Here is a 23,735-nt window from a genome sequence, read left to right on the forward strand (position 1 = left end):
TGAAAATTTGCGCCGAAAAAAATTGTATGTCGGTGTCCGCGGTACTGCCACATGGGCTGGGGAGCAATTGGCGAAAGCCGGCTATAAGGCGAGTATAACCGGGGATGGAATGCTCGAGGTGTTGGATGAACGAGCTGATCGGCATCCCGAGCGCGTTTCCAGGCTGTTGGCTGATGCAGGCATACCGCTTTATTTGCTAAGCGTCGTGGAGGAGGAACTGGAGTCTTATTTTTTGAACACCGTCCGTAGAAATTCGTCAAAGGAGTAGATGGGGCAGGATGAAAACACTATTATCCGTGATCGCGGTTGAAAATAAAAAGCTGGTCCGTTCGTATGTGCTGTGGGGAACGCTGGCCCTTTACCTCTTTGTGTGTGCTATTCGCGCCGGAGAAGGGGATTGGAACACTTATCTCGGAAATGTTGTGATTATGTTCTCCTCTGTGCTTGGGCTTGTCGGCTTCGCAGTTTTGACAAGTTGGGCATTCGGCCGCGAATACGCAGACCGCACGCTAAGGACCTGCTCGCGCTGCCTATGTCGCGAGGTAAAGTCGTTGCCGCGAAAGTAGCAGCCAGTTTTGTGTGGTGCCTCATCCTGACTGAAATTACCTTCCTTTTTTCCCTGTTCATTGGCCTTATGGCTGGGATTCCTAACTTCTCAAAAACAATGGTCCTGCATTATTTCATTCAGCTACTGATTGTTACTGCGATAAATTTACTGTTATGCGGACCCGTTGTGTTCTTGGCCAGTCTATCACGGGGGTATCTTGTGCCAATCACGTATGCATTCGCGACGTTGATGGTCGCCTTAATTGCTGGGCCAACCGAATTAAGTCGTTATTTGCCTTGGGGCATACCGGCTCTTCAGTTTGCGGGAAGCAGTAGCGCCGTATTTCCTCTCGCCTCTATCAGTTACTTCATTGTTGCTATAACGGGAGCTGCTGGGTTTGCTGCAACCTGGGCCTGGTGGCGTTGGGCGGATCACAAGTAATGTATGGAAAGGAGGGGGTGCTGAAAAAGTTGGATAGAAAGCGTCCGAACACCTGCCTGTGAAAAATCATTATTCAAGGAGGATGACCCATGCCGGAAAAATTATCAAACTGGTTCCATAGAACGGAGCCTTCCCAGTTCGAAGTTTACTCTGAGAAATACAAGGATTTCCTAATGATGAAACGCAGAGATGGTATTATTGAGGTAAGGCTGCATACGGCTGGAGGACCCTTCCAATTCAGCTGGGATGCGCACAGTGTTTGGTCTCAAGCTTGGATGGATATTGGACGCGATTATGCTAACGAAGTGTTGATTATAACAGGTACAGGGGAGAGATGGCAGACAGCTAATCCTGACGTCTGGAAAACGAAATTCAGAGATTGGACAGCAGATGACAAATTAAAGATGTACCATGAATCTATGAGGCTGCTCGAAAATTTGATTTTCTGTATCGATATTCCGACGATTGCCGCAATAAACGGTCCCGGCACTCATTGTGAGCTGGGAACACTATGTGATATTACTCTGTGCACGGAGGATACGGATTTCTTTGATCCGCATTTTCTGGGAGGCACGCCACCGGGAGATGGAATGGCACTAACTCTGCAAAAAACAATTGGCATCAAGCGCGCTGCATATTATGCGTACACCGGTCAGAAAATCGATGGCAAAACGGCCGTAGAGTTGGGAATCGCCAATGAAGTGCATTCTCGTGATCGCCTTCTCCCGCGCGCCTGGGAGCTGGCAGAAATGATGATGGAGCGTTCCCGCTCTACGAGACATTTAACTCATTCCATCCTGTCTCGCCCATGGAAACAAGCGCTTGTCAATGATCTGGGCTTTCACCTCGCTCATCAAATGTATGACATGGCTAACGATGAGGTTGGACCTCACTCCAGGCTAATGCAAGTTAAGGAGCGCTTTAAGGGCTAGGTCTGTTCGGTCAGTTCGATCAGCCTTCTGAAATTAGGATCAGAAATAGAACGCATTCCTGGCAAGGTCGGTTTAAAGAGTGAGATTTTCGTCGTTTGCAGGCAATGCCTGTGGGTAGCATATAGACCAAACGGGCAGTTAATTTCCTCGAATAGCGGAACCAGTTGCAACTAGAATACAGAGTGGATGAGAAGCTTTAACTGAACGGTTTTCCAGCACCTAACAGTTGCCATTGCCGTTAATCCGCGGATTTTCCGCTTCCTAGGAATCTAACGGTTGTATACGCGGCTATTCTAACGTTTTTAATATGCTGCAACTTATGCTGCACAAAATAACGTGGATTACAACCGTTAGATCATCGAAGTGCTCATTTTCGACGGATTAACGGCTGTGGCAACCTTTAGAAATTCTCGGCTCTAGCCGCAATCCGATTCTCCATATACGAGATCCAATTGCTGCAACAGCCTGTTGGCAGTTGGTTGAAAACAACAATTAAAGCCACCATTTATGTTGAGGTAACAAACAAATATTTACTGGGAAGTTTCGTAAAAACCAATTTTTCATTTGCGTCCTCATAACAAGATACTCAGATGCGGAATGGGATACCCCGATAAGTGAAAGGCTGGTTTCTTTGATGTAATCTCGCATCATATTATATTTATATCTTCCATATTCGTTATCGATATGGCAATGTATCTCGCCAGTAATATAGGCTTGAACGCCCATCGAATATGCGTTTTTCATTTCGTCAACCATGTCGCCACATCCAGCAACAACTGCGATTTTCCGAATCTCTTTATGCTCATGACCTTCAAAATCTACATAAGGTATCTCAAATATCTTTTGGAGCTTCTCAATTAACTGTTGGGTATCCGTCTGATTAATCTCACAGATTAGTCCGGCCATGCCATTTGCATAGGGTACAAAACGGTCAATGATTTTAGCATCAAGTTCTTCAGCAATCGCCATATTTGTTCCAATAGACTCGTTATAATCCATTGGAGCGTGGCACGTATATACGGACAGCCGTTTATTAATAATTCGTTGCAATAAATCTTCTCGAATCGGAACAAACCCTCTTCCCCAATTACCCCGGGGATCGCCACATTCCATGAATAGAGGATGATGCATGAATAATAAATCGCCCTCCTGAGATTCTTGAATGAATCGTTCTAGCATGAGGCCATTAAACCTTCTTGAGAAATCCTCTTCGAAGTACTTCTCCCATTGCAATTTGATCGGCTCATACACCATGGGTATAAACTTGCTGAAACCTGGGTCCTTTTCTAAATCCATTACTCTAAACAAGGAATCCAATTCTGATTTAATTTTGACTAAAGAGTTCATACTATCCCTCCTAGCAAAATAAAAAACACTCATCCCGTATGGGACGAGCGTTATACCCGTGGTTCCACCCAAATTAACGTTAACCAGGTTACTTTTGAAGATCAGTAACGGAATCACCCGATAAGAAATACTAGCGCATTCGCGTGTTCATTCTACAGCTAACAAGGTGGTAAAACGAATTATGAATCAGAAGGGACTTTCAGCGTTGTTCCCTCTCTCTGTACAGCTCATCAAAAAGTTCCATATCCTTGGTTATTGCTTTGCAGTATACAATAACTCGATTTATTTAAACTGTAAATAAATTCAATTATAAGGGGATTTAGTTAACAACTATAAGCAATTCATATTGGTAAATCAAACCATTCTACTGATACAATTATTAATACAAAGAAAATGTAAGAATATTGTAGAATATGGGAGAGGATGTTATGCTTCTATCCAATAATGTTACCTCACGTTGCTTAAATCTACCCAAGCTATTATGCCAAGATGTATAAAGACGTGAAATTAACGTAAATCAATGCATTTCATCGCTAAAAATTGCGTTCTCCATCCCTTGCAAGTCGGACAATGACTCTCCATCGATAGAACACTAAAATCGTATGGTTCGCCGTACATCTTCATCCCCTTATACATATTCGGCTCAATTTCTAATCCAGAGAGGAGCAACGCCATCTTGGATCAAAATATGAAACAAGCGATAGTCAGGGGAGAAACCTCGCTTGGCATCGAATTTGGATCTACACGAATCAAGGCTGTACTGATTGATTATAATTTTGAAACAATCGGTTCCAGCAGTTATGAGTGGGAAAACCAATTGATCGACGGTTATTGGACCTACGATCTCAATGAAGTGATTAACGGGTTGCAAGAAACCTATCGCCAATTAAAGCAAGAGGTTGAGAATAATTATGGTGTAACATTGCAAAAAATCGGATCAATCGGATGCTCTGCCATGATGCAGGGCTATATTGCTCTTGATCAAGCAGGGGAGCTGCTGGTTCCGTTCCGTACATGGCGCAATGCCACAACGGGTACTGCCGCATCGGAGCTAACCGAGAAATTCCAGTTTAAAATTCCAGAACGCTGGAGCATCGCACATTTGTATCAAGCGATTTTGAACGATGAAGAGCATGTCGCCAACATAGATTATATTACGACTTTGTCGGGTTACATTCATTGGGTGTTGACGGGCAGCAAGGCTCTTGGTTTGGGGGATGCCTCCGGTATGTTCCCAATCGATAAAGCTGCGCAGCAATATAATGAAGATATGTTGAAGAAGTTTGACGATTTAATTGCCGATAAGGGCTACCCTTGGAATCTTAAAGATATTTTGCCTAAAGTTTATACTGCAGGTGAACATACTGGATATCTCAATGATGCTGGTGCCCGACTATTAGACCCATCAGGCAACCTATTAGCAGGTATTCCGCTATGTCCTCCAGAGGGTGATGCCGGAACAGGCATGGTCGCTACAAATAGTGTCAGAAAGCGTACCGGCAACATTTCCGTAGGTACGTCGATTTTTGCCATGTTTGTACTGGAGAAAGATTTGTCCACGGTGTACCCTGAGATTGACATCGTGGCTACACCTGATGGCAGCCCTGTCGGCATGGTTCTTGCTAACAACTGCTCCAGCGATATTAATGCATGGCTCGGCTTGTTCCGTGAATTCTCTGAAGCAATGGGGCTGAAGCCCGATATGAACCAATTATTCAGCGTCCTGTTCAATAAAGCGCTGGAAGCAGACGCTGATGGCGGCGGCTTGCTGAGCTATGGCTACTATTCAAGCGAGAACATTACCGGGCTTGCAAAAGGTCGTCCGCTGTTCGTGCGTTCTCCAGAAAGCCGCTTCAATCTAGCTAACTTTATGAGAGTACATCTGTTTACCGCGTTTGCTGCACTAAGGCTGGGGATGGATATTTTGACACAGAAGGAGCATGTAACGATTGACCGTATTTTTGCGCATGGCGGATTGTTCAAAACACCACTAGTCGGCCAAAAAATATGTGCCGCAGCACTGAATGTTCCTGTTTCGGTTATGTCTACGGCTGGTGAGGGCGGCGCATGGGGCATGGCCGTTTTGGCATCTTATATGATTAATAAGGAGCAGCACGAGGGCTTGGTTGATTACCTTTCCACTAAAGTGTTCAAGGATGCAGAGGGACAAGAGGTTTATCCTGACAGCGCAGATGTGAATGGCTTTGCCTTGTTTATGGAGCGTTACACGGAAGGGCTGGCCATTGAACAGGCAGCGGTAGATCACTTTGTGGAAAATTGGAAGAAATGAGGCCGGTGGGGAGTCGCTTCGGGCTGCTTCCTTTTGCTGTACTTACGTGGCTCTAATGAGTAAGGGCTAGCTCTGTTCGGTCTGTTCGGTCGGCCTTCGGAAATAGAATTAGAAATAAGCCGGATTCCTGACAAAGGGGGCTGTAAGCAGCCTGCCTAACAGCAACCTGTTACAGTCCCCAAGCCCGCGTCCGACGTGGGCCCCTAGCTCTTACTCTTCCCCCGTCGCCACCGATTCAATCGCTCCAGCTTCTTACCCCCACGAACCCCTATTCTTGAATAGTTCCGAAGCAAAAAAGTGGGGGTTCCGATCAGCGCAAAGGCCAAGTGAGTCAAGATAGCACCCCAAGTGTTGGAGGGGCTGGTTGTGGACGGATGGCGGCTTGTTTGCGAGTTGTTGAATGGTTGTTTGCAGCTTACTGGCTGATGTTAGCAATACTAATAAACCTTCGGTTGTACAACACCAGAAAAGCGTTGTGCCAATGCTTCGGAAAACGGAAGAATCATGTTCTTATTCCAGTCAGACAGTCGATTATTATGAATTTCAACAAATAGCCTTTTCTTATTAGGCCAATAAGTTACTTCAAGTACACCGGAGGTTTTACCCTGTTTTAAGTGATAATGGATTGATCCTTTCATAGTGGAAAGCGTCGTCTTCAGTGTAATTTCGAGTTGAAATTCGGAAATTACCTCTTCGAGTTCTTGTACAATGAGATCTACATCAAGAAGCTTTACTTCTGAGAGTTTTGAGTTCATTACTTCATAAACGATCATTCAGTAACACCACCGTTACATTAAGTGCCAGTCTTCTTTCCATTGTTGTGGAATGTTGAGCCCCGGCTGTTTTAAAGCAACATACCATTGCCTTTGATGAATTGATTCATGCTGATAGGAACATTTGTTCTTTGGTTAAATCTACCATATGTTTACTTTTCGTGCAATAACATTCTTTATGATTCCCCTCCTTCCTTGTCCGCTAGGATTATCTCAATTGTATAATCACCATCTAGAGCATCAATCACATCAGATAGACTAGCTCGGCGCTGTTCTACGGACGTCCACTTTCCTTCGGCGTCCAGGTTGATCTTTCAAAAAGCGTTGATCGTGCTGGGGATATGTCCTGCTTTGGCATCAATGAGCTCGGTCTGCCCAAGATACCGGGGGGCTTCGCGAGAATCGACCAACAGTACATCAGGACTGCCAATCCACTGCGGACATCGTCCACATCGGCGATCCATACATCACGTACCGCAGGTTGGAAGGACGAAGGGATGATCACCCTTTGATCGGCGGCTACGGGATAGCCGTCTTGTTGCCATGTTGAGAATCCTTCATCCATCACATACACCTGCTCGTGGCCGAGTACAGCAATAACCCCAGGAATGCCGCAGCATTCCTGGGGTTATTTAATGAAGCGGTCATGATTCTACTTGAAGATACGCTGAGAGAATTGATAGAGCCCGCTGCTCCACACCTTACCTTCATGCCCGCCGACATCCAGATACCACATGTGGGGAATATTCATGGAGTTCAAGCTGTTATGAAAGTTTTGACTTACCGACAGCAGATTGTCCGACGCACCGCAAGACAGCCATAGCAGGTTTAGTTGACTGGCCGTCTGGGACGGGTTGGTGATAAGCTGCGACGCCGGCTTTGTATTAGGCGCGGATGAAAATGCGCCAATCCAGGAGAATTTGTCCAGATGCTTTAACCCGAAGTTCAGCGATTGCCCGCCGCCCATCGACAGACCAGCCAAAGCTCGATGCTGAGCATTGGCATATACCGGAAAATGAGTGTCAATGTAAGGGACGAGGTCATTGATCAGGTCAAACTCGAAGGTTTCGAAGGCAGCTACCTTGTCCGGTGCAAAAATATCGCCGATTGGACGATCATCCTGCATGGCGCGGCCGTTCGGGAAAACAACAATCATCGGCTCCAGCTTGTTATCGGCGTACAGGTTGTCCAAAATATTTCTAGGGTTCATCTGATTGAGCCATTCATATTGATCCCCGCCAATGCCGTGCAGCAAGTAGAGGACATTATAGGTTTTCGACGTTGTATAGCCCGGAGGAGTATAAACCATTGCATTCCGTGTTTTGCCTACTGTTGTAGAATAATAGGAAATTTGCTGCACATTTCCGCGAGGAATATTATGACGGTAAGCGTCGTATCCCTGGGGTGCCGGGATTACGGTTCCACCGGAAAATGCGGCGGCGGCACCGCTTATATTTTGCGTTGGAGATGCGGCATAGGACATCGATGGGACGAGCAGCGTAATGAGCACAACGAGAGTAAAAAGTTTTTTCATTTCACTTGTCCTCCTTGTTTTTGATGTTTTGGCCTTGCACTTTGGAGTGAGTTATAAATGCGTGGCGGCTCCCCCTTTCGAGACCTGCGGCAATGCGCAGGAAGCAAGTCTCGCATAGTTATAATGTAAGCGCTTTAAAATAATATTACTATATTTAGTAAATAATGTAAATATTTATAATTCCTTCTCTCTATCAGGACCAAACGAGAATACCCGGTGAATCCCCACTTTTTCGAGAGCAGGTGGCTTGAGCTTGTACGCAACTCGGGGCCGCCCAAGATACGGTTCCACGATCTGCGCCACACGCATGCGAGCTTGTTGCTCAAGTTAAACGTGCATCCAAAGATCGCGGCGGAGGTAGCACCCGGAAGGTGGATGGCTGGGTTGTGGAGGGATATGGGCTTGTTTGCAAGTTGTTGAATGGTTGTTAGTAGGCTGTTTACAACCCGATCCACATTTTTTTAGTGTACCCGACATGGGCAACTAAATCTTGGTGGTGAAAATCGACTTGCATTATCCACTTTCATTTTTAATTAATAAAATATCGATTAAATTAAAAATGATGTCACAAAATCAGCTCTTTGAACTGTTATAAGGGTACAGTCGACTGATAAATAATAGGAGGTGAGCTTCTGGAGGAAATAGACATTGGAAAAAGGTTTGTTAATGGCGGAGAAGATGAACTGGAAGAGATAATCAATCTCTATGGTGAAAAACTCCTTCGCTATGCAACGGCGATTCTATGTGATTATCATGAAGCAGAAAATATTGTACAAGAAGTCTTTCTTTCAGCCTATCAAAATCGGAATATATTTGATGGCAATAACCTATCCGCATGGTTGTACAAAATTACTTATAATCGCTGTTTAAATCAACTAAAAAAGCGTAAGATCCTATATTTTTATGATATTCGTAGTGAAGTCGTTTTACTAGAGAAAGATAAAGGTTTGAGTGATGAGATGCTCGGTGCGTTACAGAAGCTTAAACCTATGGAACGTGCCTTGTTATATGGGCGGATTATGGATGAACAGAGTTACGAGGAACTATCTCAGCTTACAGGAAGTTCTCCGGCTGCATTACGCAAACAATATCAACGAGCCAAAGATAAAATAGTTAAATATCTTAATATTGAATATGGTAGAAAGGAGTCTTACTATGGGAAAATTTAATATGGACGAAAAACATATACATGAAATGTTCTCCCAAATTAAGGTTGATTCAAGTAAACTTGCAGATCAGGTTAAAAGCCGATTGTATGAAGGTAGTGCTGAGCCTGCTAGACACCGCAGACGGTGGACAAGGTCAACAATTGCAGCTATTGCTATATCGTTCGCATTGGTTACTAGTGCAACTGCTGCATCTTTAGGGAATTTTGATTGGTTCATAGAGAAGTTTAATCCCGATTTTGGTAAGATTGTTGAACCGGTAGGAGTCTATAGTGAGGACGAAGGAATTCGCATGGAGGTTATCGGTGCACAGAAATATGAGAATAGGGCGATTATTTACCTATCTCTTCAGGATAGAACAGGTCAAAACCGATTGACGGAACAAACTGATTTTAGAGACGGATTCAATGTAAGAATGCATTCACCAACAAAAAAGGGAGCCAAAAGCGGAGACGAAGTTTTATCAGCCAGCATGTCATGGAAACAAAAAGTAATTTATTTTAATAAAGATACGAATACCATTTATTATGAGTTTAATATAACGGCTGATCCAGACACACCATTAACGGATCCGTTGGAGCTTGGCAGTTTCCTTATTTATTTTAGCGAAAAAGCCTATATAGACGAACCCATTTCCGTATCCCTTACAGGAATTGAAGATGTAGAAACGATTCCTATTGAAAAAGCTCGGATTTGGGGGGGCAGTAATGTACCAAGTGACCTCAGTTCATTAACAGAGGCACTTATGCCAGGGGATTATGCTTCCATGCCCCATGGCGAAAAAGATCAATGGGTTTCAAGTATCGGTATTATAGATGGGAAATTGCATGTGCAGATAGGAAAAAATTTTAATAAAGAGTTTGGTCCTAATGATCCCATGCTTTCTCTAAGGAGTCCAGACGGTAATTTAATCTCCTATGATTATAGTTTGGTATTTCTCAGTGATAAGAAAAATAACCTTCTTGATCTTGAAAATAACGGTTATGATGAGGCTAAATATAAATATGAAGAATTTGTATTTCCTGTAATCGGCGAAAACCTTAGTAAATACACTCTTTATTATACGGGTTCCGTTTATTCTGGGGTTGAAGGCAACTGGAACGTGGCGGCAAATTCAAGTGATACGACTGCCAATTCACGTACTTGGAAAAATGATATTTCAGTTGAAGGTCATCTTTTTGAATATATAACCCTCAGTCCTTTAGGATTACAAGTAATCGGTACCTATAAAGGTGAGAATTGTATGGTCAGTGATATGCTGCTTGAAATTGAAACAGTAGACGGTAATATCCCATTGGAAGGTGGTGGAGGGAGCCAAAACTCTGATAAACATACCTTCAATTCAAGTTGGGATACGAAAGCACCTTTAGATATGACCAAAGTTAAAGCAATAATTATTAATGGCACTCGAATACCGGTTAAATAACAAAATAATTAAAATAAAATTTTCAACACATTAGTTTAACAAAAGCTCCATTTTGTTAAACAGGAAACCCTTGATCTTGAATGGATCAAGGGTTTTTAATATTGTAATTTCCTTAACGTTGTAAATCCGCATTTTCCTGACGCTACCCCTTAATGGACAAGAAGTCAATCGTCTCCATAATTTAGGACGTTTGTAATGAAGAAGAGTTGCGCTATTCTGCCAGTTAGCTTAACGGCCTTTCCCCAAACCCGCGTCCGGCGCGGTTTCTCGGTTCTTACTTGTCCCCCACAGCCACCGGGTTCTCGCTATACGAAATCCAATCGCTCCAGCTTCCCGCATATAACCGAACATTGGAATACCCAAGCGAGTGAAGCGCCACGATATTCGGGCAAGCGCTAACGCCCGAGCCGCAGTAGACGATAACCTCGCGCCCGGCATCTAGAGCATCGATCACTTCTGATAAACTGGTGCGGCGTTGTTCCTCGGACGTCCATTTCCCTTCGGCGTTCAGATTGTTCTTCCAGAACGCGTTGATCGCGCTAGGGATATGTCCTGCTTTGGCATCGATGGGCTCGGTCTGCCCAAGATACCGGGGGGCTTCGCGAGAATCGACCAATAGCACACCAGGACTGCCGATCGCACTGCGGACATCCTCCACATCGGCGATCAATTCACCACGTACCACAGGTTGAAAGGACGAAGGAATGACCACGTGCTGATCGGTAGTGACCGGGTAGCCGTTTTGTTGCCATGCCGAGAATCCCTCATCCATGACATACACCTGGTCATGGCCGAGCCAGCGCAGCAGCAGCCAGAGTCTGGAGGCGTTCAGTCCTCCCTGGTCATCGTAAGCAACGACGACACTGTCGTTGTTGATGCCGGCCTGGCTGAGGCGCTCAGCTAATGTGTCCGGGTCGGGCAGCGGATGCCGGCCGCCATGCTCACTGACGGGTGCGGAGAGATCGCTCTCCAAGTCGAGGTAGATGGCCCCGGGAATATGGGACTCGGCGTAAGCAGTCTTGCCGGCCTCCGGAGCTCCGAGTTGGAACCGGCAATCGACGATGACCATATTAGGTTCGTACATGCGGGCGAGGAGCCACTTTTTGGACACGAGTGGGTTTGACATAGTAATGCTCTCCCTTCAAACGAATTATTTTTTCAACTCAAAAAATTGGCAGTTATCGCGTTTATGGTAGGCAAGATCACTAACGCTGGATTGCGTAATGACGGTATCATCTGTAAGGCGGATAATGATTGATCCCGATTCAATAAGATGGTTGTCGCGGAAGACGCGGATACGAAGGCCTTGCTCCATGGCCATTTGTAAATCATGCTCCGTAATGAGACGTCTAATCGTTGGCATTCGGATTCGAACCTCCTTCAAGCAGAACGGTTCTGCTTATTTACTTGTACCTATTTCTTTTGACTTCTCTATTGTAGAGACAAGAGCCCAGCCGTGACAAGCGACTACACCATATATTATAGAAAAGAGTTCTAGGGCAACGAGCAATGGGGCAATGCCCATCGTTTCTATAAGGAGGAAGGGGTATGGGAAGGGCGAGATGGCGGGGAAGAAGTGGAGGCTGCGAGTGTGGTTGCGGGTGCGTGGGTTCCAACAATTCAAAGATCAATGCGAATGTACTGCAGAAAACGGCAGTAAGCATGCTGCCATTCTATAGAGCCGTCGCGACAAGCAAAAGTTTTGCGACCATGTGGAGCAGGGCGGTCGTCACGGCAAATTTAGATATGATGAAAAAGCTGCTCGACTCGGTAGCTCCGCAAGCGGCTAGGCAGGGGCTGGGCACAAATGGGATCGGGTATTTTGTAGATTTTGTCTTCGCCAAGCTGGTGTACACGAATGGCACGACAATTCCTCCGGGGACCGTGCAATTCGTGTTTGAACCGAAGGTTCATCAGGCAATAGCCCGGGCAATGCTTCCGTTGTACATCAGACTTGCCTTCGACAGAGCCTTCGCTTGCAAGCTCGCTATTGCGATTCGGCGCGGCAATAAGCGGCTCGTGAACCTGCTTGTGCGCAGCAGGGTGCATACGGCGGCTTTGAAGGCGGTGCACATCGAGGATGAGGGCATCGCATTATCGTTCAAATATCCGTTCAGTAAATTTAAATACCGGAATTTACTGTTTCGTGACAGTTTTTTTAAGCGGAGAAGGCGGAGACGGAGGCTGAGAAGGGAATTGGCCGAAGAATGAGAACGTAGGTCTCGAGTAGAGCTTGATCACAAAAAAGAGCGCATGCTTCTGCATGCGCCTTATTTGTTAAAAGGATTATAACGGAGGATTGCGGTGACATTTCCGGCATACCGGATAATACGATTCGTTGCCGCCGATCTTGATCTGTTCTCCCGTATAGACGGGTTTCCCGTTCTCGACGCGCAGGTTCATCGTCGCCTTACGCTCGCAGAACCAGCAGATCGTCTTCATTTCTTCGATTTTATCCGCATAAATAAGCATGAGTCTGCTGCCCTCGAACAGCTGATTCTGAAAATCGTTCTTGAGGCCGAAGCCCATCACCGGGACATCCAGCTCATCGACGATACGGACAAGCTGTTCGATGTTGTCCTTGTTCAGAAATTGGCACTCGTCTACAAGTACGCAGTAGGGCCGCGGTTCCTGGCGGCTGACCATGCCGAAGATATCGGTATCGTCCCGGATTGGGATCGCTGGCCTGCGCAGGCCAATGCGTGAGGAAATATAGCCTGTTTTGTCCCGGTCATCGATCGCCGAAGTGAAGATCATCACCGGTTTATTCTGTTCCTCGTAATTATGCGCCACCTTCAGAATCTCAATCGATTTGCCGCTGTTCATCGCCCCGTATTTAAAAAATAGCTGAGCCATTGCTGCGCCCCTTTTCTAGTTGTTCATCTAGCTATTATATAGCGGGCACGCCCCAGCGCACAATGAGTCCGGCATGCGTAAGGCCGCTGCCGAAGCCGTAAAGGAGCAGCCGGTCGCCGGTCTTTAGCTGGCCGGCATCGATTCCCGCCTGCAGGGCGAGCGGGATGGAGGCCGAAGAGGTGTTGCCCATAAGCTGCACGCTTTGCAGTGTTCTGCCCAGAGGGATATTTGCTTTCTCGCAAATCGATTCGATCATGCGCAAATTGGCGCTATGCGGGATGAACCAATCGATTTCCTCCCGACTTAGGTCAGCCTGCTCCAGCAGTTCCTCAATGCCGGCAGTTACGGTGCGTACGGCCCATTTGAACACTTCTTGCCCGTTTTGGACTATCCTTCCGCGGCCTTCCAAAGGCTGGCCGTTCATCGTCTCAGAAAGTCCGGAACGATATACGCTGATTCCTCCGTCTCCCTGTGTGCCCATAACGACAGCCTCAAAACCGCCAGGTTCCGTATCGTCGTGCTCGACGAGAACTGCCCCTGCGCCGTCTCCGAATAGAATGCACGTGCTGCGGTCGCTGTAATCGGTAATTTTGCTCATCGTCTCGCCTGCAACGACTAGCACCTTCCTGTGCAGTCCTGAGGTGATCAGCCCGTTGGCTAAATGCAGGGCATAAGAGAAGCCCGCGCACGTTGCATTCAAATCGATCGCGCCGGTGCTGGCCATTCCGAAGTGCTCCTGAATTCGGCACGCTACGCTGGGGAATGAGTAATCGGGCGTCGTCGTGGCCACGAGAATCAGGTCGACATCATCCAACGTTTTGTTGTAGGTATCGCGCAGCTTCTCTACGGCCTTGATACACAGGTGCGAGGTGAATTCGTGGTCAGCGGTAATATGACGTTTCTGAATTCCTGTTCGCTGGACGATCCACTCGTCGCTGGTCTCGACCATTTTTTCGAAATCTTCATTCGTTAAAATTTTCTCCGGAACATAGGTGCCGATGGCGGTAATCCTCGATTTGGATACAAGCGTCAAAGCAATCACTCCTTCATTTACGAAATAGGTTTGTAAAAAGAACAGGCTATTATACCTTTTAAAAAAATCAGAATTTGCAATGATGTGGTCAGGTATTATTATCAGGTATTAGTACCTGGTTATAATATATATGACTTTAACTTCGTTGTACAGTCTGTTTGTCAAATAATTCATATTCATCTTTACGAAGGGGAGGGAGTTCGGATCCTAAGCTTAATGAATAGTTACACGCTCCTGCGGATGTTATAATGAACTTTGAAAGGAGTGCATCAGTGAACTCATGAAAACATTAGTATTAGCGGAGAAGCCGTCCGTAGCGCGGGAAATCGCGCGTGTGATGGGCTGCCGCGATAAGCATAAGAGCTATTTGGAAGGGCCGAAATACGTTGTGACCTGGGCGCTGGGCCATTTGGTTGGACTCGCCGAGCCGGAGGACTATGATGCAAAGTACCGTACCTGGGCTTTGGAGGATCTGCCGATTTTGCCGGACAAAATGAAGCTGAAGGTGCTGCGGGAGAGCAGCCACCAGTTCAAAGCCGTACAGCAGTTAATGAGAAGACAGGATATCCAATCGTTGATCATTGCGACGGATGCTGCGCGCGAAGGAGAACTGCTCGCTAGATGGATTATGGACATGGCGAAATGGAACAAGCCGTTTCAGCGGCTGTGGATCTCTTCGCAGACGGATAAGGCAATCAAGGAGGGCTTTGCGTCGCTGAAGCCGGGGAATCAATACGACCGGCTGTACCAGTCGGCAAGATGCCGGGCGGAAGCGGACTGGATGATCGGGTTGAACGTAACCCGGGCGCTTACGACCAAATTCGGGTCACCGCTATCCGCGGGACGGGTGCAGACGCCGACGCTGGGCATGATCATGCAGCGGGAGAGGGAGATCCTCTCCTTCCGCTCGGAGGAATACAGCACGCTGCGCGCCGACTTGGGTTCGTTCGAGGCGGTATGGCGGGGGGCGAATAATGATTCGCGGATTTTTGATCCAGAGAAGGTGAAGCAGCTTCAAGGGAAGCTGGATGGCCGCAGCGGTAAAATTGTAAAGCTGAAAAAGAGTGAAAAGAATGTCCCGCATCCGCTGGCTTATGATTTGACGGAGCTGCAGCGGGATGCGAACCGCCTGCTCGGCTTTTCCGCCAAGCAGACGTCCAATGTACTGCAGCGGCTGTACGAGCAGCATAAGCTCGTAACTTATCCGCGGACGGATTCGCGCTATTTGACGTCCGACATGAAGGACACACTGAAGGAGAGACTGACGAGCGTGGCCGTCGGCCCGTATGCTCCGCTGGCTAGAGCGCTGCTGCGCAAGCCGCTCCCTCTGAGCAAACGGATTATCGACGACAGCAAGGTCACCGATCATCACGCGATTATTCCGACCGAGCAGACGGTGCTGCTGAATACGCTAAGCACGGAGGAACGCAAATTGTACGATCTGATCGTCCGGCGGTTTATAAGCCTGTTCTATCCGGCAGCCCGCTTCGATCAGGTCGCCGTCACTTTGGAGGTGGCCGGGGAGACCCTGCATGCCAAAGGGACGACGATGAAGGATAGCGGCTGGCGGGCCGTCTATGACGGTCAAGCGGTCGACGAAGACGAGGAGGACGAGGATTCGCTGGAAGGCAGCGGTGCGATGCTCCCAGAGCTGAGGGAAGGCGAGAGCGTAACCGTGAAGCGCTGCCGCATTCAGAGCGGCCGTACGCTGCCGCCGAAGCGGTACAGCGAAGCGGCTTTGCTGACGCAGATGGAGAAGCATGGTCTAGGGACGCCGGCCACCCGCGCGGACATTATCGAGAAGCTGGTCAGCTCGGACACGATTGAGCGGCAGGGCAATCTGCTGCATCCGACCGGTAAAGGCAAGCAGTTGATCGAACTGGCTCCAGGCGACCTGCGTTCGCCGGATTTGACGGCGAAATGGGAGGCCGAGCTGGAGCGCATTGCCCGCGGGCAGGGCAAGCCGGGGCCATTCCTGGAGGGAATCCGGGAGATGGCTCAGGGGCTCGTGTCCGGCGTGAAGAACAGCGAGGCGACCTACAAGCCGCATAACGTCTCCAACAGCCATTGCCCGGATTGCGGAACCCGCCTTCTGGAGAAGAAGACGGGACGGGGGCTGATGCTCGTCTGCCCAAGCGAGGATTGCGGGTACCGCCGTTCTGGCGAGAAGCGCCTGTCCAACCGCCGTTGTCCTCAGTGCCATAAGAAAATGGAAATGAAGGAGGGCAAAGCGGGGCGCTATGTTCAATGTCTGCCTTGCGGCATTACGGAAACGCTCGGCAATAATGATCCCAAGCGCATGAACAAGCGGGAGGAGAAGCGGCTCGTAAGCCAGTACACGAAGAAGCAGGAATCCATCGGCTCTAACCTTGGAGAACTGCTCAAGGCGGCCATGGAGAACAAGAACAAGTAAGTGTCCGCATAAAACGGCGGCATGCTCGGAAACCTAAGAATGGGAGGTGATGAGCATGCCCCATCACAAATCAACGAAAATTAAAGATCAGCAGAATAAATCCAGCATAATGGAAGAAGCGATAGAGCCTAAGCTGAAGAAGCAGGCCAAGAGGCCGCCCAGCTTAAACGAGGTCCCGAAGATGTGAAGCGGATGTGGAGCGGGTTGTTTTCTTGCAAACATGCAGCAGTCTTTCCATCAAAACAGTTTCGCAGCTTTTCTATACGAGCAGTCACATAAGCTTAAGCAGGGCTCCCCTAGAGGGAGCCTTTTGTATTTATTCGGTTAGCGTTATAATAGAGGTAAGGGAAACAAGTTGCCAAAGTCGGACGAAGATGGGGGCGGTGAGCATGAGATCCGGGCTGCTGCTCTGGTTTCTTATCATTAATGTAGTTTCGTACCTGGTGATGGCCGACGATAAGCGCCGTGCCCGTCAGAGGCGCGATCGGATTCCTGAGCGGACATTGTTTCTCTTGGCAGCCATCGGGGGTTCGCTCGGTGTGCTGACGGCCATGAACGTGAAGCGGCACAAAACGAAGCATGCCAGCTTCCGGGTCGGCATTCCGCTGTTGCTGTTGCTGAATGCGGTGCTGCTGGGTTATTTTTTATTCTAAGGGTTATTTAATTTAAGTAGGGTTTATTGCACGATCTCGCTTCACTTGTAATTATTAACTAGACAAGGAGAGGTGCTGACTTATGTTATTTAACAAAATCGTTGCAGCTTATGATGGTTCAAAGGCGGCTACCAAGGCGCTGGATAAAGCGATTGAACTGGTGAAATTATCGCCGGAGGCTACCCTCGAAGTAGTGCATGTCTTTGACTTTCCGCGTTTCTACGTGGCGGAGGGATATGCCCCCGTACCGGCTTCCGTGAACCAGGATTTCTATGAACTGGCGGAGAAGACAGCGGAGGAAGCAAGGAACCGCTTGCAGGCCGCAGGCGTGAAAGGCAAGGTCGAACTGATTCAGGGAGCGCCTGCGGAAGTTATTCTGGATTATGCGAAGAAGCACAATAACGACGTCATCATCATCGGCAGCCGCGGCCTCGGAGGAATCCGCGAATTCGTGCTCGGCAGCGTCAGTCATAACGTTGTTCAGCATGCCCGGGTGCCTGTGCTGGTTATTAAATAAGCATGTTATGGAAGAGTGTCCTTAGTGGTAGGGGCACTCTTTTTTGTTAGCTGGCGTTTGGAGGAGGCAACAGGGCGTTATGCGGGTGTGGGGCGATCGAATAGCTGTGGGGCGGACGAACGGAGATTGCAGCGCAATATCGCGTTTTGGGAGTCTGTCGTACGGCACCGAAGCTCCCGGCGCGCGGTGGCCGGCGCGGGGTCCTGGGAATGAGGATTTTGTTAAATAGGAGGCGCATGCTGGGGCTGGGGGTGGTGTGCTGTGCTGTGTGCTGATCGCAGTCAAGACTCCGGTTTTAGAGCCATGTGTACTATGAAGCTTGTTAGTTGCTGGTTTCGCGTCCAGCGGACACTAACGTTTGACAGTTGTCTTGCTGCTTGGGCTTGGTGCTCGATTCTCGATGATGGCTCGATGCTCGATTGCTTGTTGCTTGGTACTTGCTGCTTGTTGCTTGGTACTTGCTGCTTGGTACTTGCTGCTTGCTACTTGCTACTTGCTGCTTGCTGCTTGCTGCTTGCTACTTGCTGCTTGTTGCTTGCTACTTGGTCCTTGTTACTTGTTACTTGGTCCTTGTTACTTGTTACTTGGTGCACGATGCTCGGTTCTCTATGCCCGGTGCCCAACTGCTCGGTGCTAATGGATACAGGAGGCGTTATTTGGCAAAAATGCAGGGATTTGTGAAGCTAACGGTTACAGGAGACGCTATGTGTTAAAAAGTTCAATTTATCGTGTGGATTTTCGGTTAATAAGGCCGTCTGTATCCGTTAGCGTATTTAACTTTGCTAAAAAGGCCAAATAGCGTTTCTCCCATCCGTTAGCGATAACCAATACACCAGTGCACCAATGGAGCTTAATACGCAAATCCCGTCACGTGACTATCCGAGGGAATAAGGGACAAGCCCATCCAACAATTCGCCAATCCAGCTTGATGGACAACGCCAAAAAACGAACATTCCCTTTTGCAGTATTATTAATGTTCGTGTTTGAGTTGACATGAGCTATCCGGGATTGTTACACTGATAGAGGACGGCAGAGAAGCCGTCAAATGATTGATTGAACTCGTATAAATCCGGGGATATGGCCCGGAAGTCTCTACCTGAAAACCGTAAATTTTCGGACTACGAGCGAATACACCAGAAGGAAGCCGTTGATGAAAGAGGAGGCTCTTTCTTCGTTTGATTGCAGAATCGACTCCTAGAAGAACTACGGTCGTACGGGAATCACATTCATTCTGCAATTAGGCAAACCTGTAGTAGGGTGTATTCATTCGTGGTCCGGGAATCTGTAAATACTTGTTATTTCCAGAATGCTCCGGACTTTTTTAATGGGCTTAGCAGCTATAGCCGGAGCAAGCGGGAATAAACGCATAGAAAATGACCAGTTAGAAATAATCAAATACTTTGATAGAAGGAGTGGGCGAGGCATGTCAGCACAGGCACAGGCACAGGTGGCAGTAATCATGGGCAGCACATCGGATTGGGAGACGATGTCCCATGCTTGCGCCGTTTTGGAGGAGCTTCAAATACCTTACGAGAAGCAGGTGGTATCCGCACACCGTACGCCGGACTTGATGTTCGAATTCGCGGAGCAGGCGGCAGGCCGCGGATTGAAGGTCATTATCGCCGGTGCCGGAGGAGCTGCGCATTTGCCGGGGATGGTCGCGTCGAAGACGGTGCTCCCCGTAATTGGCGTGCCAGTGAAGTCGGCCGCTTTGAACGGACTCGACTCCTTGCTCTCCATCGTGCAAATGCCGGGCGGAATTCCGGTAGCAACGGTGGCTATCGGCAAGGCTGGCGCGATTAACGCCGGATTGCTGGCGGCGCAAATGATCGGAGCATTCGATTCGGAAGTGGCGTCCCGGGTACAGGAGCGCCGCGATCGGATTCGCGAAGAAGTGCTGGCCAGTTCGGCTGACCTGGAGGAGATTAAGTAATGAATCAGACCTCTCACACAGGAAATGGCGCTCTGGATAAAGGCGAGATTCATGGATCTGAGCAGAGCAAGCGCTTGGAAAAAGTAATTCCGCCAGGATCGACGATCGGCGTGCTTGGCGGCGGACAGTTGGGGCGCATGATGACGCTGGCAGGGACGAACCTCGGTTACCGGTTCGTCACGCTCGATCCAACGCCGTCATCGCCTTGCGGACAAGTAGCCGAGCAGATCGTCGCCGGCTACGACGATCAGGAGGCGGCGAAGAAGCTGGCCGAGCGGTCGGACGTCATCACGTACGAATTCGAGAACGTGGACGCTGGCGTGGCAGCGCTGCTTGAGGAGCTGTCGCACGTGCCGCAGGGCAGCCGGCTGCTCTATACGACGCAGCACCGCCTGCGCGAGAAGCGGGCCGTTGAAGCGGCGGGCGCTGCGGTGGCTCCCTACGCGGAGATCGGCAGCGAGCAGGAGCTGCGCGAGGCCGTAGCGCGGCTGGGCATCCCTAGCGTACTGAAAACGGCAACCGGCGGCTACGACGGCAAAGGCCAGTGGGTGATCCGCTCAGAAGCGGAGATCGGGCCTGCCTATGCTGAGCTGAGCAAAGCGGGCACCGAGCTCGTGCTGGAGCAATTCATCCCCTTCGTGAAGGAATTGTCCGTCATTGCAGCCCGCAGCCCGCGCGGCGAAATCCGAACATTCCCGGTGGCGGAGAATATTCACGTCGATAATATTCTGCATGCCTCCATCGTGCCGGCGAGAATCGATCAGGAAGTGCAGCGCGAAGCGGAACGGCTCGCGTCACGGATTGCGGAGTCGATGGAAGCCGTCGGCCTCCTCGCCGTCGAAATGTTCCTGACCGGGGACGGACGGATCTACGTGAACGAGCTGGCGCCGCGCCCGCATAATTCGGGGCATTATACGATGGAGGCCTGCACAACGTCGCAATTCGAGCAGCATGTCCGGGCGGTCTGCAATTTGCCGCTCGGCGAGGCGAAGCTGCTCACCCCAGTCGTTATGGTGAATGTACTTGGCGAGCATGTCGAAGCCGTAACGGAAGCCGTCGCAACGGGACGCTGGGGCGAAGTTGAAGCAGGCAGCACCGCATTGGCGAACGTTGTGCCGAAGGTGCATTTGTACGGCAAGGCCGGATCGGCCGCCAAACGCAAAATGGGACATGTCAACGTGCTGTGCAGCGATGTTCAGGACGCGGTTGATTTTATACAGCAAACTACAATTTGGAGGAATCAACTCATATGATCGAACGTTACAGCAGACCCGAAATGAGAGCGATCTGGACCGAGGAGAACAAGTTCAAAGCGTGGCTGGAAGTGGAAATCTGCGCGTGCGAGGCTTGGGCTGAACTCGGAGTTATTCCGAAAGAGGACGCAGCACTGCTGCGTCAGAATGCCTCCTTCGATATGGATCGTATTTACGAAATCGAGCAGGAGACCCGCCATGATGTGATCGCCTTTACTCGAGCCGTATCGGAAAGCCTGGGAGCGGAGCGCAAATGGGTACATTACGGCCTCACTTCGACGGACGTCGTCGATACCGCTCTAGGTTATCTGCTGAAACAAGCGAATGAGATACTCGAACAAGATATTATGAACTTCATTGAAATCCTCCGAGAAAAAGCCATTGCCTATAAAGATACGCCGATGATGGGCCGTACCCATGGCGTACATGCGGAGCCGACGACGTTCGGCCTGAAGATGGCCTTGTGGCATGAGGAAATGAAGCGGAACCTGGAGCGGTTCCGCAGAGCCGCGGACGGCGTTCAGTTCGGCAAAATCTCCGGCGCCGTTGGTACCTACGCGAACATCGATCCGTTCGTCGAGGAATACGTCTGCAAGAAGCTGGGCACGAAGCCGGCGCCGATTTCGACGCAGACGCTGCAGCGCGACCGCCATGCCGAATACATGGCGACGCTGGCGCTGATCGCGACATCGCTTGATAAATTCGCGACCGAAGTCCGCGCTCTGCAGAAGAGCGAGTTCCGGGAGGTCGAGGAAGCCTTCGCCAAAGGCCAAAAGGGCTCCTCAGCGATGCCGCACAAGCGCAACCCGATCGGCAGCGAGAACATTTCCGGCTTGTCCCGCGTAATCCGCGGCCATATGGTGTCCGCTTACGAGAACGTGACGCTGTGGCATGAGCGCGACATCTCGCATTCCTCGGTCGAACGCGTCATTCTGCCGGATGCGACGATGCTGCTCAATTACATGCTGAACCGCTTCGGCAATATCGTGAAGAACCTGACGGTCTTCCCGGAGAACATGAAGCGCAACATGAGCCGCACGTTCGGCGTTCCGTTCTCTGGACGCGTCATGACGAAGCTGATCGACAAAGGCTTCAGCCGCGAGCAGGCTTACGATACAGTTCAGCCCTGGGCGATGCAGGCCTGGGAGACGCAGCGCCAGTTCCGCGAGCTGATCGAGGAGACGCCGGAAATTACGGCCGTCCTAAGCAAAGAAGATATTGAGGATGCTTTTGATCCGTCCTGGCATTTGAAGCATGTAGACACGATTTTCCGCAAGCTCGGATTGTCTGAATAACTACGAAGCGGAAGGGGGCTGGAACAATGGCATCACAAGCAATTTCAACCGCAGTGGAGCTGGTGAATGCGCCGCTGCTGTATAAAGGAAAAGTCCGCGAGCTGTACGATTTGGGAGAGCACTTCCTGATCGTGGTGACGGATCGCATTTCCGCTTTCGATTACGTGCTCGAGCCGGCCGTGCCGGACAAGGGCAATGTGCTCAACCGCTTAAGCGCCCATTGGTTCTCGCTAACCGGCGGACTGATTGGCAATCACGTCATCCATACCGATATAGACCGTCTTGGCGATGCGGTGAAGCCGGAGCACAAGCACCTGCTGAAGGACCGGATTATGGTGGCCCGGAGAGCGGAGCGGATTCCTATTGAATGCGTTGTGCGCGGTTACGTAACGGGCAGCGGCTGGAGGCAGTATGAAGCAACTGGCGAGATCAACGGCACGAAGCTGCCGGAAGGTCTGCGGAAGAACGCCAAGCTGCCAGAGCCGATTTTTACGCCTGCGGCGAAGAACGATGTCGGCCATGACGAGGATATTTCCTTTGAACGATTGGTGGAGCTAGTCGGAGCGGACTTGGCGGAGCGGCTGCGCAGCCGGAGTCTCGAATTGTACGAGTTCGCGCGCCGGTATTGCGATGAGCGGGGAATCATCCTCGCGGACTGCAAGCTGGAATTCGGCACCGTGGACGGCAAGCTGATCCTGATCGACGAAATTTTCACCCCGGACGCCGCACGCTTCTGGGCCAAGGAAAATTACGCGCTCGACACAGATATCGACAGCATGGATAAAGAGCCTGTACGAACTTATTTGGCTGGCTCCGGCTGGGACAAGAACAGCAAGCCGGCGCCACTGCCCCCTTCGGTCGTTGAAGAGACGGCCCGGCGTTACCTTGACATTTATGCCCGCCTGGCGGGCGAGCGGTTATTTTGAAGTATTTTTAACGGGAGTAAAGCAGCAATGCTTTCACTATATATAGCAACACTAGCAACACTAGCAATATTAGCAAAACCAGCAACACTAGTAATACCAGCAGCACCATAACTATGATCATTCATTATTATTTTTTAGGAGGAACACGAGGAATATGATTAAAGCGTCCGTTTATGTCACCATCAAGCAAAGCGTACTTGATCCGCAAGGGGTTGCCGTTCAAGGTGCACTGCATTCCATGGGATTTGCAGAGGTTGAAAGTGTCCGCATCGGTAAATATCTGGAGCTGCAGCTCGATACAAATGATCGCAACGAGGCGGAAGCCCGCGTCAAAGAAATGTGCGAAAAGCTGCTGGCCAACACGGTCGTTGAAGATTACCGCTTTGAATTGGAGGGCTAA

Annotated in this window: 23 protein-coding genes, 1 pseudogene and 1 riboswitch; of the genes and pseudogenes, 17 read left to right on the forward strand and 7 right to left on the reverse strand. The window is 49.5% G+C overall.

Annotation, left to right across the window (positions count from 1 at the left end; translation table 11 throughout):
- The first annotated feature begins 7 nt into the window (after positions 1 to 7).
- The 3 genes from MKX50_RS04610 to MKX50_RS04620 all read left to right on the forward strand — a co-directional run bounded on the left by MKX50_RS04610 (position 8) and on the right by MKX50_RS04620 (position 1,920).
- Entirely contained in the window at positions 8 to 268 is a 261-nt protein-coding gene (locus tag MKX50_RS04610; RefSeq protein WP_339158531.1) for a class I SAM-dependent methyltransferase, read from the forward strand.
- A gap of 264 nt (positions 269 to 532) precedes the next feature.
- Positions 533 to 988 carry an ABC transporter permease gene (locus tag MKX50_RS04615; RefSeq protein WP_339158532.1) on the forward strand — a complete coding sequence of 152 codons (456 nt, stop codon included), beginning with the start codon at positions 533 to 535 and terminating at the stop codon, positions 986 to 988.
- A gap of 89 nt (positions 989 to 1,077) precedes the next feature.
- On the forward strand, positions 1,078 to 1,920 hold the full coding sequence (locus MKX50_RS04620; RefSeq protein WP_339158533.1) for an enoyl-CoA hydratase/isomerase family protein: 843 nt from the start codon (positions 1,078 to 1,080) through the stop codon (positions 1,918 to 1,920).
- Positions 1,921 to 2,412: 492 nt separating this feature from the next.
- Here MKX50_RS04620 and MKX50_RS04625 read toward each other — a convergent pair whose 3' ends face one another.
- Positions 2,413 to 3,267, reverse strand: a complete 855-nt coding sequence (locus tag MKX50_RS04625; RefSeq protein WP_339158534.1) for a Nif3-like dinuclear metal center hexameric protein — start codon at positions 3,265 to 3,267, stop codon at positions 2,413 to 2,415.
- Positions 3,268 to 3,943: 676 nt separating this feature from the next.
- Between MKX50_RS04625 and MKX50_RS04630 the strand changes: the two genes are divergently transcribed.
- Positions 3,944 to 5,557 carry an FGGY-family carbohydrate kinase gene (locus MKX50_RS04630; RefSeq protein WP_339158535.1) on the forward strand — a complete coding sequence of 538 codons (1,614 nt, stop codon included), beginning with the start codon at positions 3,944 to 3,946 and terminating at the stop codon, positions 5,555 to 5,557.
- Between the two features lie 437 nt (positions 5,558 to 5,994).
- On the opposite strand, the gene MKX50_RS04635 is transcribed toward MKX50_RS04630, so the two are convergent.
- Entirely contained in the window at positions 5,995 to 6,330 is a 336-nt protein-coding gene (locus MKX50_RS04635; RefSeq protein WP_213594144.1) for a hypothetical protein, read from the reverse strand.
- A gap of 652 nt (positions 6,331 to 6,982) precedes the next feature.
- The gene (locus tag MKX50_RS04640) at positions 6,983 to 7,864 is read right to left on the reverse strand and encodes an alpha/beta hydrolase-fold protein (RefSeq protein ID WP_213594146.1); all 882 of its coding nucleotides are present in this window, start codon (positions 7,862 to 7,864) and stop codon (positions 6,983 to 6,985) included.
- A gap of 255 nt (positions 7,865 to 8,119) precedes the next feature.
- Between MKX50_RS04640 and MKX50_RS04645 the strand changes: the two are divergent.
- From MKX50_RS04645 to MKX50_RS04655, 3 genes and pseudogenes are all read left to right on the forward strand, one after another.
- A pseudogene (locus tag MKX50_RS04645) lies at positions 8,120 to 8,221 on the forward strand (site-specific integrase); the annotation flags it as partial.
- A 335-nt stretch (positions 8,222 to 8,556) separates the two neighbouring features.
- Positions 8,557 to 9,033 (forward strand): RNA polymerase sigma factor, encoded by a 477-nt coding sequence (locus MKX50_RS04650; protein ID WP_339160014.1) that lies wholly within the window; start codon positions 8,557 to 8,559, stop codon positions 9,031 to 9,033.
- The gene (locus MKX50_RS04655) at positions 9,020 to 10,456 is read left to right on the forward strand and encodes a DUF4179 domain-containing protein (RefSeq protein ID WP_339158536.1); all 1,437 of its coding nucleotides are present in this window, start codon (positions 9,020 to 9,022) and stop codon (positions 10,454 to 10,456) included. The genes MKX50_RS04650 and MKX50_RS04655 overlap by 14 nt, the downstream gene beginning before the upstream one ends.
- Before the next feature lie 274 nt (positions 10,457 to 10,730).
- On the opposite strand, the gene MKX50_RS04660 is transcribed toward MKX50_RS04655, so the two are convergent.
- Together MKX50_RS04660 and MKX50_RS04665 are read right to left on the reverse strand one after the other, a co-directional pair.
- Positions 10,731 to 11,582 carry a sulfurtransferase gene (locus tag MKX50_RS04660; protein WP_339158537.1) on the reverse strand — a complete coding sequence of 284 codons (852 nt, stop codon included), beginning with the start codon at positions 11,580 to 11,582 and terminating at the stop codon, positions 10,731 to 10,733.
- Between the two features lie 24 nt (positions 11,583 to 11,606).
- Positions 11,607 to 11,819: a hypothetical protein gene (locus MKX50_RS04665; protein ID WP_339158538.1), complete on the reverse strand. Its 213-nt coding sequence runs from the start codon at positions 11,817 to 11,819 to the stop codon at positions 11,607 to 11,609.
- Positions 11,820 to 12,004: 185 nt separating this feature from the next.
- Here MKX50_RS04665 and MKX50_RS04670 point away from each other — a divergent pair, with 185 nt between their 5' ends.
- The gene (locus MKX50_RS04670) at positions 12,005 to 12,667 is read left to right on the forward strand and encodes a hypothetical protein (RefSeq protein ID WP_339158539.1); all 663 of its coding nucleotides are present in this window, start codon (positions 12,005 to 12,007) and stop codon (positions 12,665 to 12,667) included.
- A gap of 75 nt (positions 12,668 to 12,742) precedes the next feature.
- Here MKX50_RS04670 and MKX50_RS04675 read toward each other — a convergent pair whose 3' ends face one another.
- Together MKX50_RS04675 and MKX50_RS04680 are read right to left on the reverse strand one after the other, a co-directional pair.
- Positions 12,743 to 13,312 (reverse strand): thymidine kinase, encoded by a 570-nt coding sequence (locus MKX50_RS04675; RefSeq protein WP_213594154.1) that lies wholly within the window; start codon positions 13,310 to 13,312, stop codon positions 12,743 to 12,745.
- Between the two features lie 34 nt (positions 13,313 to 13,346).
- Positions 13,347 to 14,345, reverse strand: coding sequence for a ketoacyl-ACP synthase III (locus tag MKX50_RS04680; RefSeq protein WP_339158540.1), 999 nt, complete (start codon positions 14,343 to 14,345; stop codon positions 13,347 to 13,349).
- 280 nt (positions 14,346 to 14,625) lie between these two features.
- On the opposite strand from MKX50_RS04680, the gene MKX50_RS04685 reads away from it, so the two are divergent.
- The 9 genes from MKX50_RS04685 to purS all read left to right on the forward strand — a co-directional run bounded on the left by MKX50_RS04685 (position 14,626) and on the right by purS (position 23,735).
- Complete coding sequence (locus MKX50_RS04685) at positions 14,626 to 16,758, forward strand: DNA topoisomerase III (RefSeq protein WP_339158541.1); 2,133 nt, start codon at positions 14,626 to 14,628, stop codon at positions 16,756 to 16,758.
- A 55-nt stretch (positions 16,759 to 16,813) separates the two neighbouring features.
- A complete protein-coding gene (locus tag MKX50_RS04690; RefSeq protein ID WP_262362842.1) occupies positions 16,814 to 16,945 on the forward strand; it encodes a hypothetical protein in 132 nt (43 codons plus the stop codon).
- 202 nt (positions 16,946 to 17,147) lie between these two features.
- Positions 17,148 to 17,411, forward strand: a complete 264-nt coding sequence (locus MKX50_RS04695; RefSeq protein WP_155609913.1) for a DUF1294 domain-containing protein — start codon at positions 17,148 to 17,150, stop codon at positions 17,409 to 17,411.
- An 82-nt stretch (positions 17,412 to 17,493) separates the two neighbouring features.
- The gene (locus MKX50_RS04700) at positions 17,494 to 17,928 is read left to right on the forward strand and encodes a universal stress protein (protein WP_213594160.1); all 435 of its coding nucleotides are present in this window, start codon (positions 17,494 to 17,496) and stop codon (positions 17,926 to 17,928) included.
- A gap of 1,039 nt (positions 17,929 to 18,967) precedes the next feature.
- A riboswitch (purine riboswitch) is annotated at positions 18,968 to 19,069 on the forward strand.
- A 282-nt stretch (positions 19,070 to 19,351) separates the two neighbouring features.
- Complete coding sequence (gene purE, locus MKX50_RS04705) at positions 19,352 to 19,861, forward strand: 5-(carboxyamino)imidazole ribonucleotide mutase (protein WP_213594162.1); 510 nt, start codon at positions 19,352 to 19,354, stop codon at positions 19,859 to 19,861.
- Positions 19,861 to 21,114 (forward strand): 5-(carboxyamino)imidazole ribonucleotide synthase, encoded by a 1,254-nt coding sequence (gene purK, locus MKX50_RS04710; protein ID WP_244996810.1) that lies wholly within the window; start codon positions 19,861 to 19,863, stop codon positions 21,112 to 21,114. Before purE ends, purK begins: the two co-directional genes overlap by 1 nt.
- Positions 21,111 to 22,409: an adenylosuccinate lyase gene (gene purB, locus MKX50_RS04715; RefSeq protein WP_339158542.1), complete on the forward strand. Its 1,299-nt coding sequence runs from the start codon at positions 21,111 to 21,113 to the stop codon at positions 22,407 to 22,409. Before purK ends, purB begins: the two co-directional genes overlap by 4 nt.
- A 26-nt stretch (positions 22,410 to 22,435) precedes the next feature.
- The gene (locus MKX50_RS04720) at positions 22,436 to 23,335 is read left to right on the forward strand and encodes a phosphoribosylaminoimidazolesuccinocarboxamide synthase (protein ID WP_339158543.1); all 900 of its coding nucleotides are present in this window, start codon (positions 22,436 to 22,438) and stop codon (positions 23,333 to 23,335) included.
- A 154-nt stretch (positions 23,336 to 23,489) separates the two neighbouring features.
- Positions 23,490 to 23,735 (forward strand): phosphoribosylformylglycinamidine synthase subunit PurS, encoded by a 246-nt coding sequence (gene purS, locus MKX50_RS04725; RefSeq protein WP_055109705.1) that lies wholly within the window; start codon positions 23,490 to 23,492, stop codon positions 23,733 to 23,735.

Origin of the sequence: Paenibacillus sp. FSL W8-0186 (assembly GCF_037969765.1) — a bacterium.
Taxonomy (GTDB): domain Bacteria; phylum Bacillota; class Bacilli; order Paenibacillales; family Paenibacillaceae; genus Fontibacillus; species Fontibacillus woosongensis.

What these genes read in the sequence shown, in the direction of transcription:
- MKX50_RS04720 (WP_339158543.1), top strand. Translation starts at nt 22,436, where the DNA reads ATGGCATCACAAGCAATTTCAACCGCAGTGGAGCTGGTGAATGCGCCG.
- purK (WP_244996810.1), top strand. Translation starts at nt 19,861, where the DNA reads ATGAATCAGACCTCTCACACAGGAAATGGCGCTCTGGATAAAGGCGAG.
- MKX50_RS04665 (WP_339158538.1), bottom strand. Translation starts at nt 11,819, where the DNA reads ATGCCAACGATTAGACGTCTCATTACGGAGCATGATTTACAAATGGCC.
- MKX50_RS04685 (WP_339158541.1), top strand. Translation starts at nt 14,626, where the DNA reads ATGAAAACATTAGTATTAGCGGAGAAGCCGTCCGTAGCGCGGGAAATC.
- MKX50_RS04620 (WP_339158533.1), top strand. Translation starts at nt 1,078, where the DNA reads ATGCCGGAAAAATTATCAAACTGGTTCCATAGAACGGAGCCTTCCCAG.
- purE (WP_213594162.1), top strand. Translation starts at nt 19,352, where the DNA reads ATGTCAGCACAGGCACAGGCACAGGTGGCAGTAATCATGGGCAGCACA.
- purS (WP_055109705.1), top strand. Translation starts at nt 23,490, where the DNA reads ATGATTAAAGCGTCCGTTTATGTCACCATCAAGCAAAGCGTACTTGAT.
- MKX50_RS04695 (WP_155609913.1), top strand. Translation starts at nt 17,148, where the DNA reads ATGAGATCCGGGCTGCTGCTCTGGTTTCTTATCATTAATGTAGTTTCG.
- MKX50_RS04675 (WP_213594154.1), bottom strand. Translation starts at nt 13,312, where the DNA reads ATGGCTCAGCTATTTTTTAAATACGGGGCGATGAACAGCGGCAAATCG.
- MKX50_RS04670 (WP_339158539.1), top strand. Translation starts at nt 12,005, where the DNA reads ATGGGAAGGGCGAGATGGCGGGGAAGAAGTGGAGGCTGCGAGTGTGGT.
- MKX50_RS04640 (WP_213594146.1), bottom strand. Translation starts at nt 7,864, where the DNA reads ATGAAAAAACTTTTTACTCTCGTTGTGCTCATTACGCTGCTCGTCCCA.
- MKX50_RS04690 (WP_262362842.1), top strand. Translation starts at nt 16,814, where the DNA reads ATGCCCCATCACAAATCAACGAAAATTAAAGATCAGCAGAATAAATCC.
- MKX50_RS04660 (WP_339158537.1), bottom strand. Translation starts at nt 11,582, where the DNA reads ATGTCAAACCCACTCGTGTCCAAAAAGTGGCTCCTCGCCCGCATGTAC.
- MKX50_RS04655 (WP_339158536.1), top strand. Translation starts at nt 9,020, where the DNA reads ATGGGAAAATTTAATATGGACGAAAAACATATACATGAAATGTTCTCC.
- MKX50_RS04625 (WP_339158534.1), bottom strand. Translation starts at nt 3,267, where the DNA reads ATGAACTCTTTAGTCAAAATTAAATCAGAATTGGATTCCTTGTTTAGA.
- MKX50_RS04700 (WP_213594160.1), top strand. Translation starts at nt 17,494, where the DNA reads ATGTTATTTAACAAAATCGTTGCAGCTTATGATGGTTCAAAGGCGGCT.
- purB (WP_339158542.1), top strand. Translation starts at nt 21,111, where the DNA reads ATGATCGAACGTTACAGCAGACCCGAAATGAGAGCGATCTGGACCGAG.
- MKX50_RS04615 (WP_339158532.1), top strand. Translation starts at nt 533, where the DNA reads ATGTCGCGAGGTAAAGTCGTTGCCGCGAAAGTAGCAGCCAGTTTTGTG.
- MKX50_RS04635 (WP_213594144.1), bottom strand. Translation starts at nt 6,330, where the DNA reads ATGATCGTTTATGAAGTAATGAACTCAAAACTCTCAGAAGTAAAGCTT.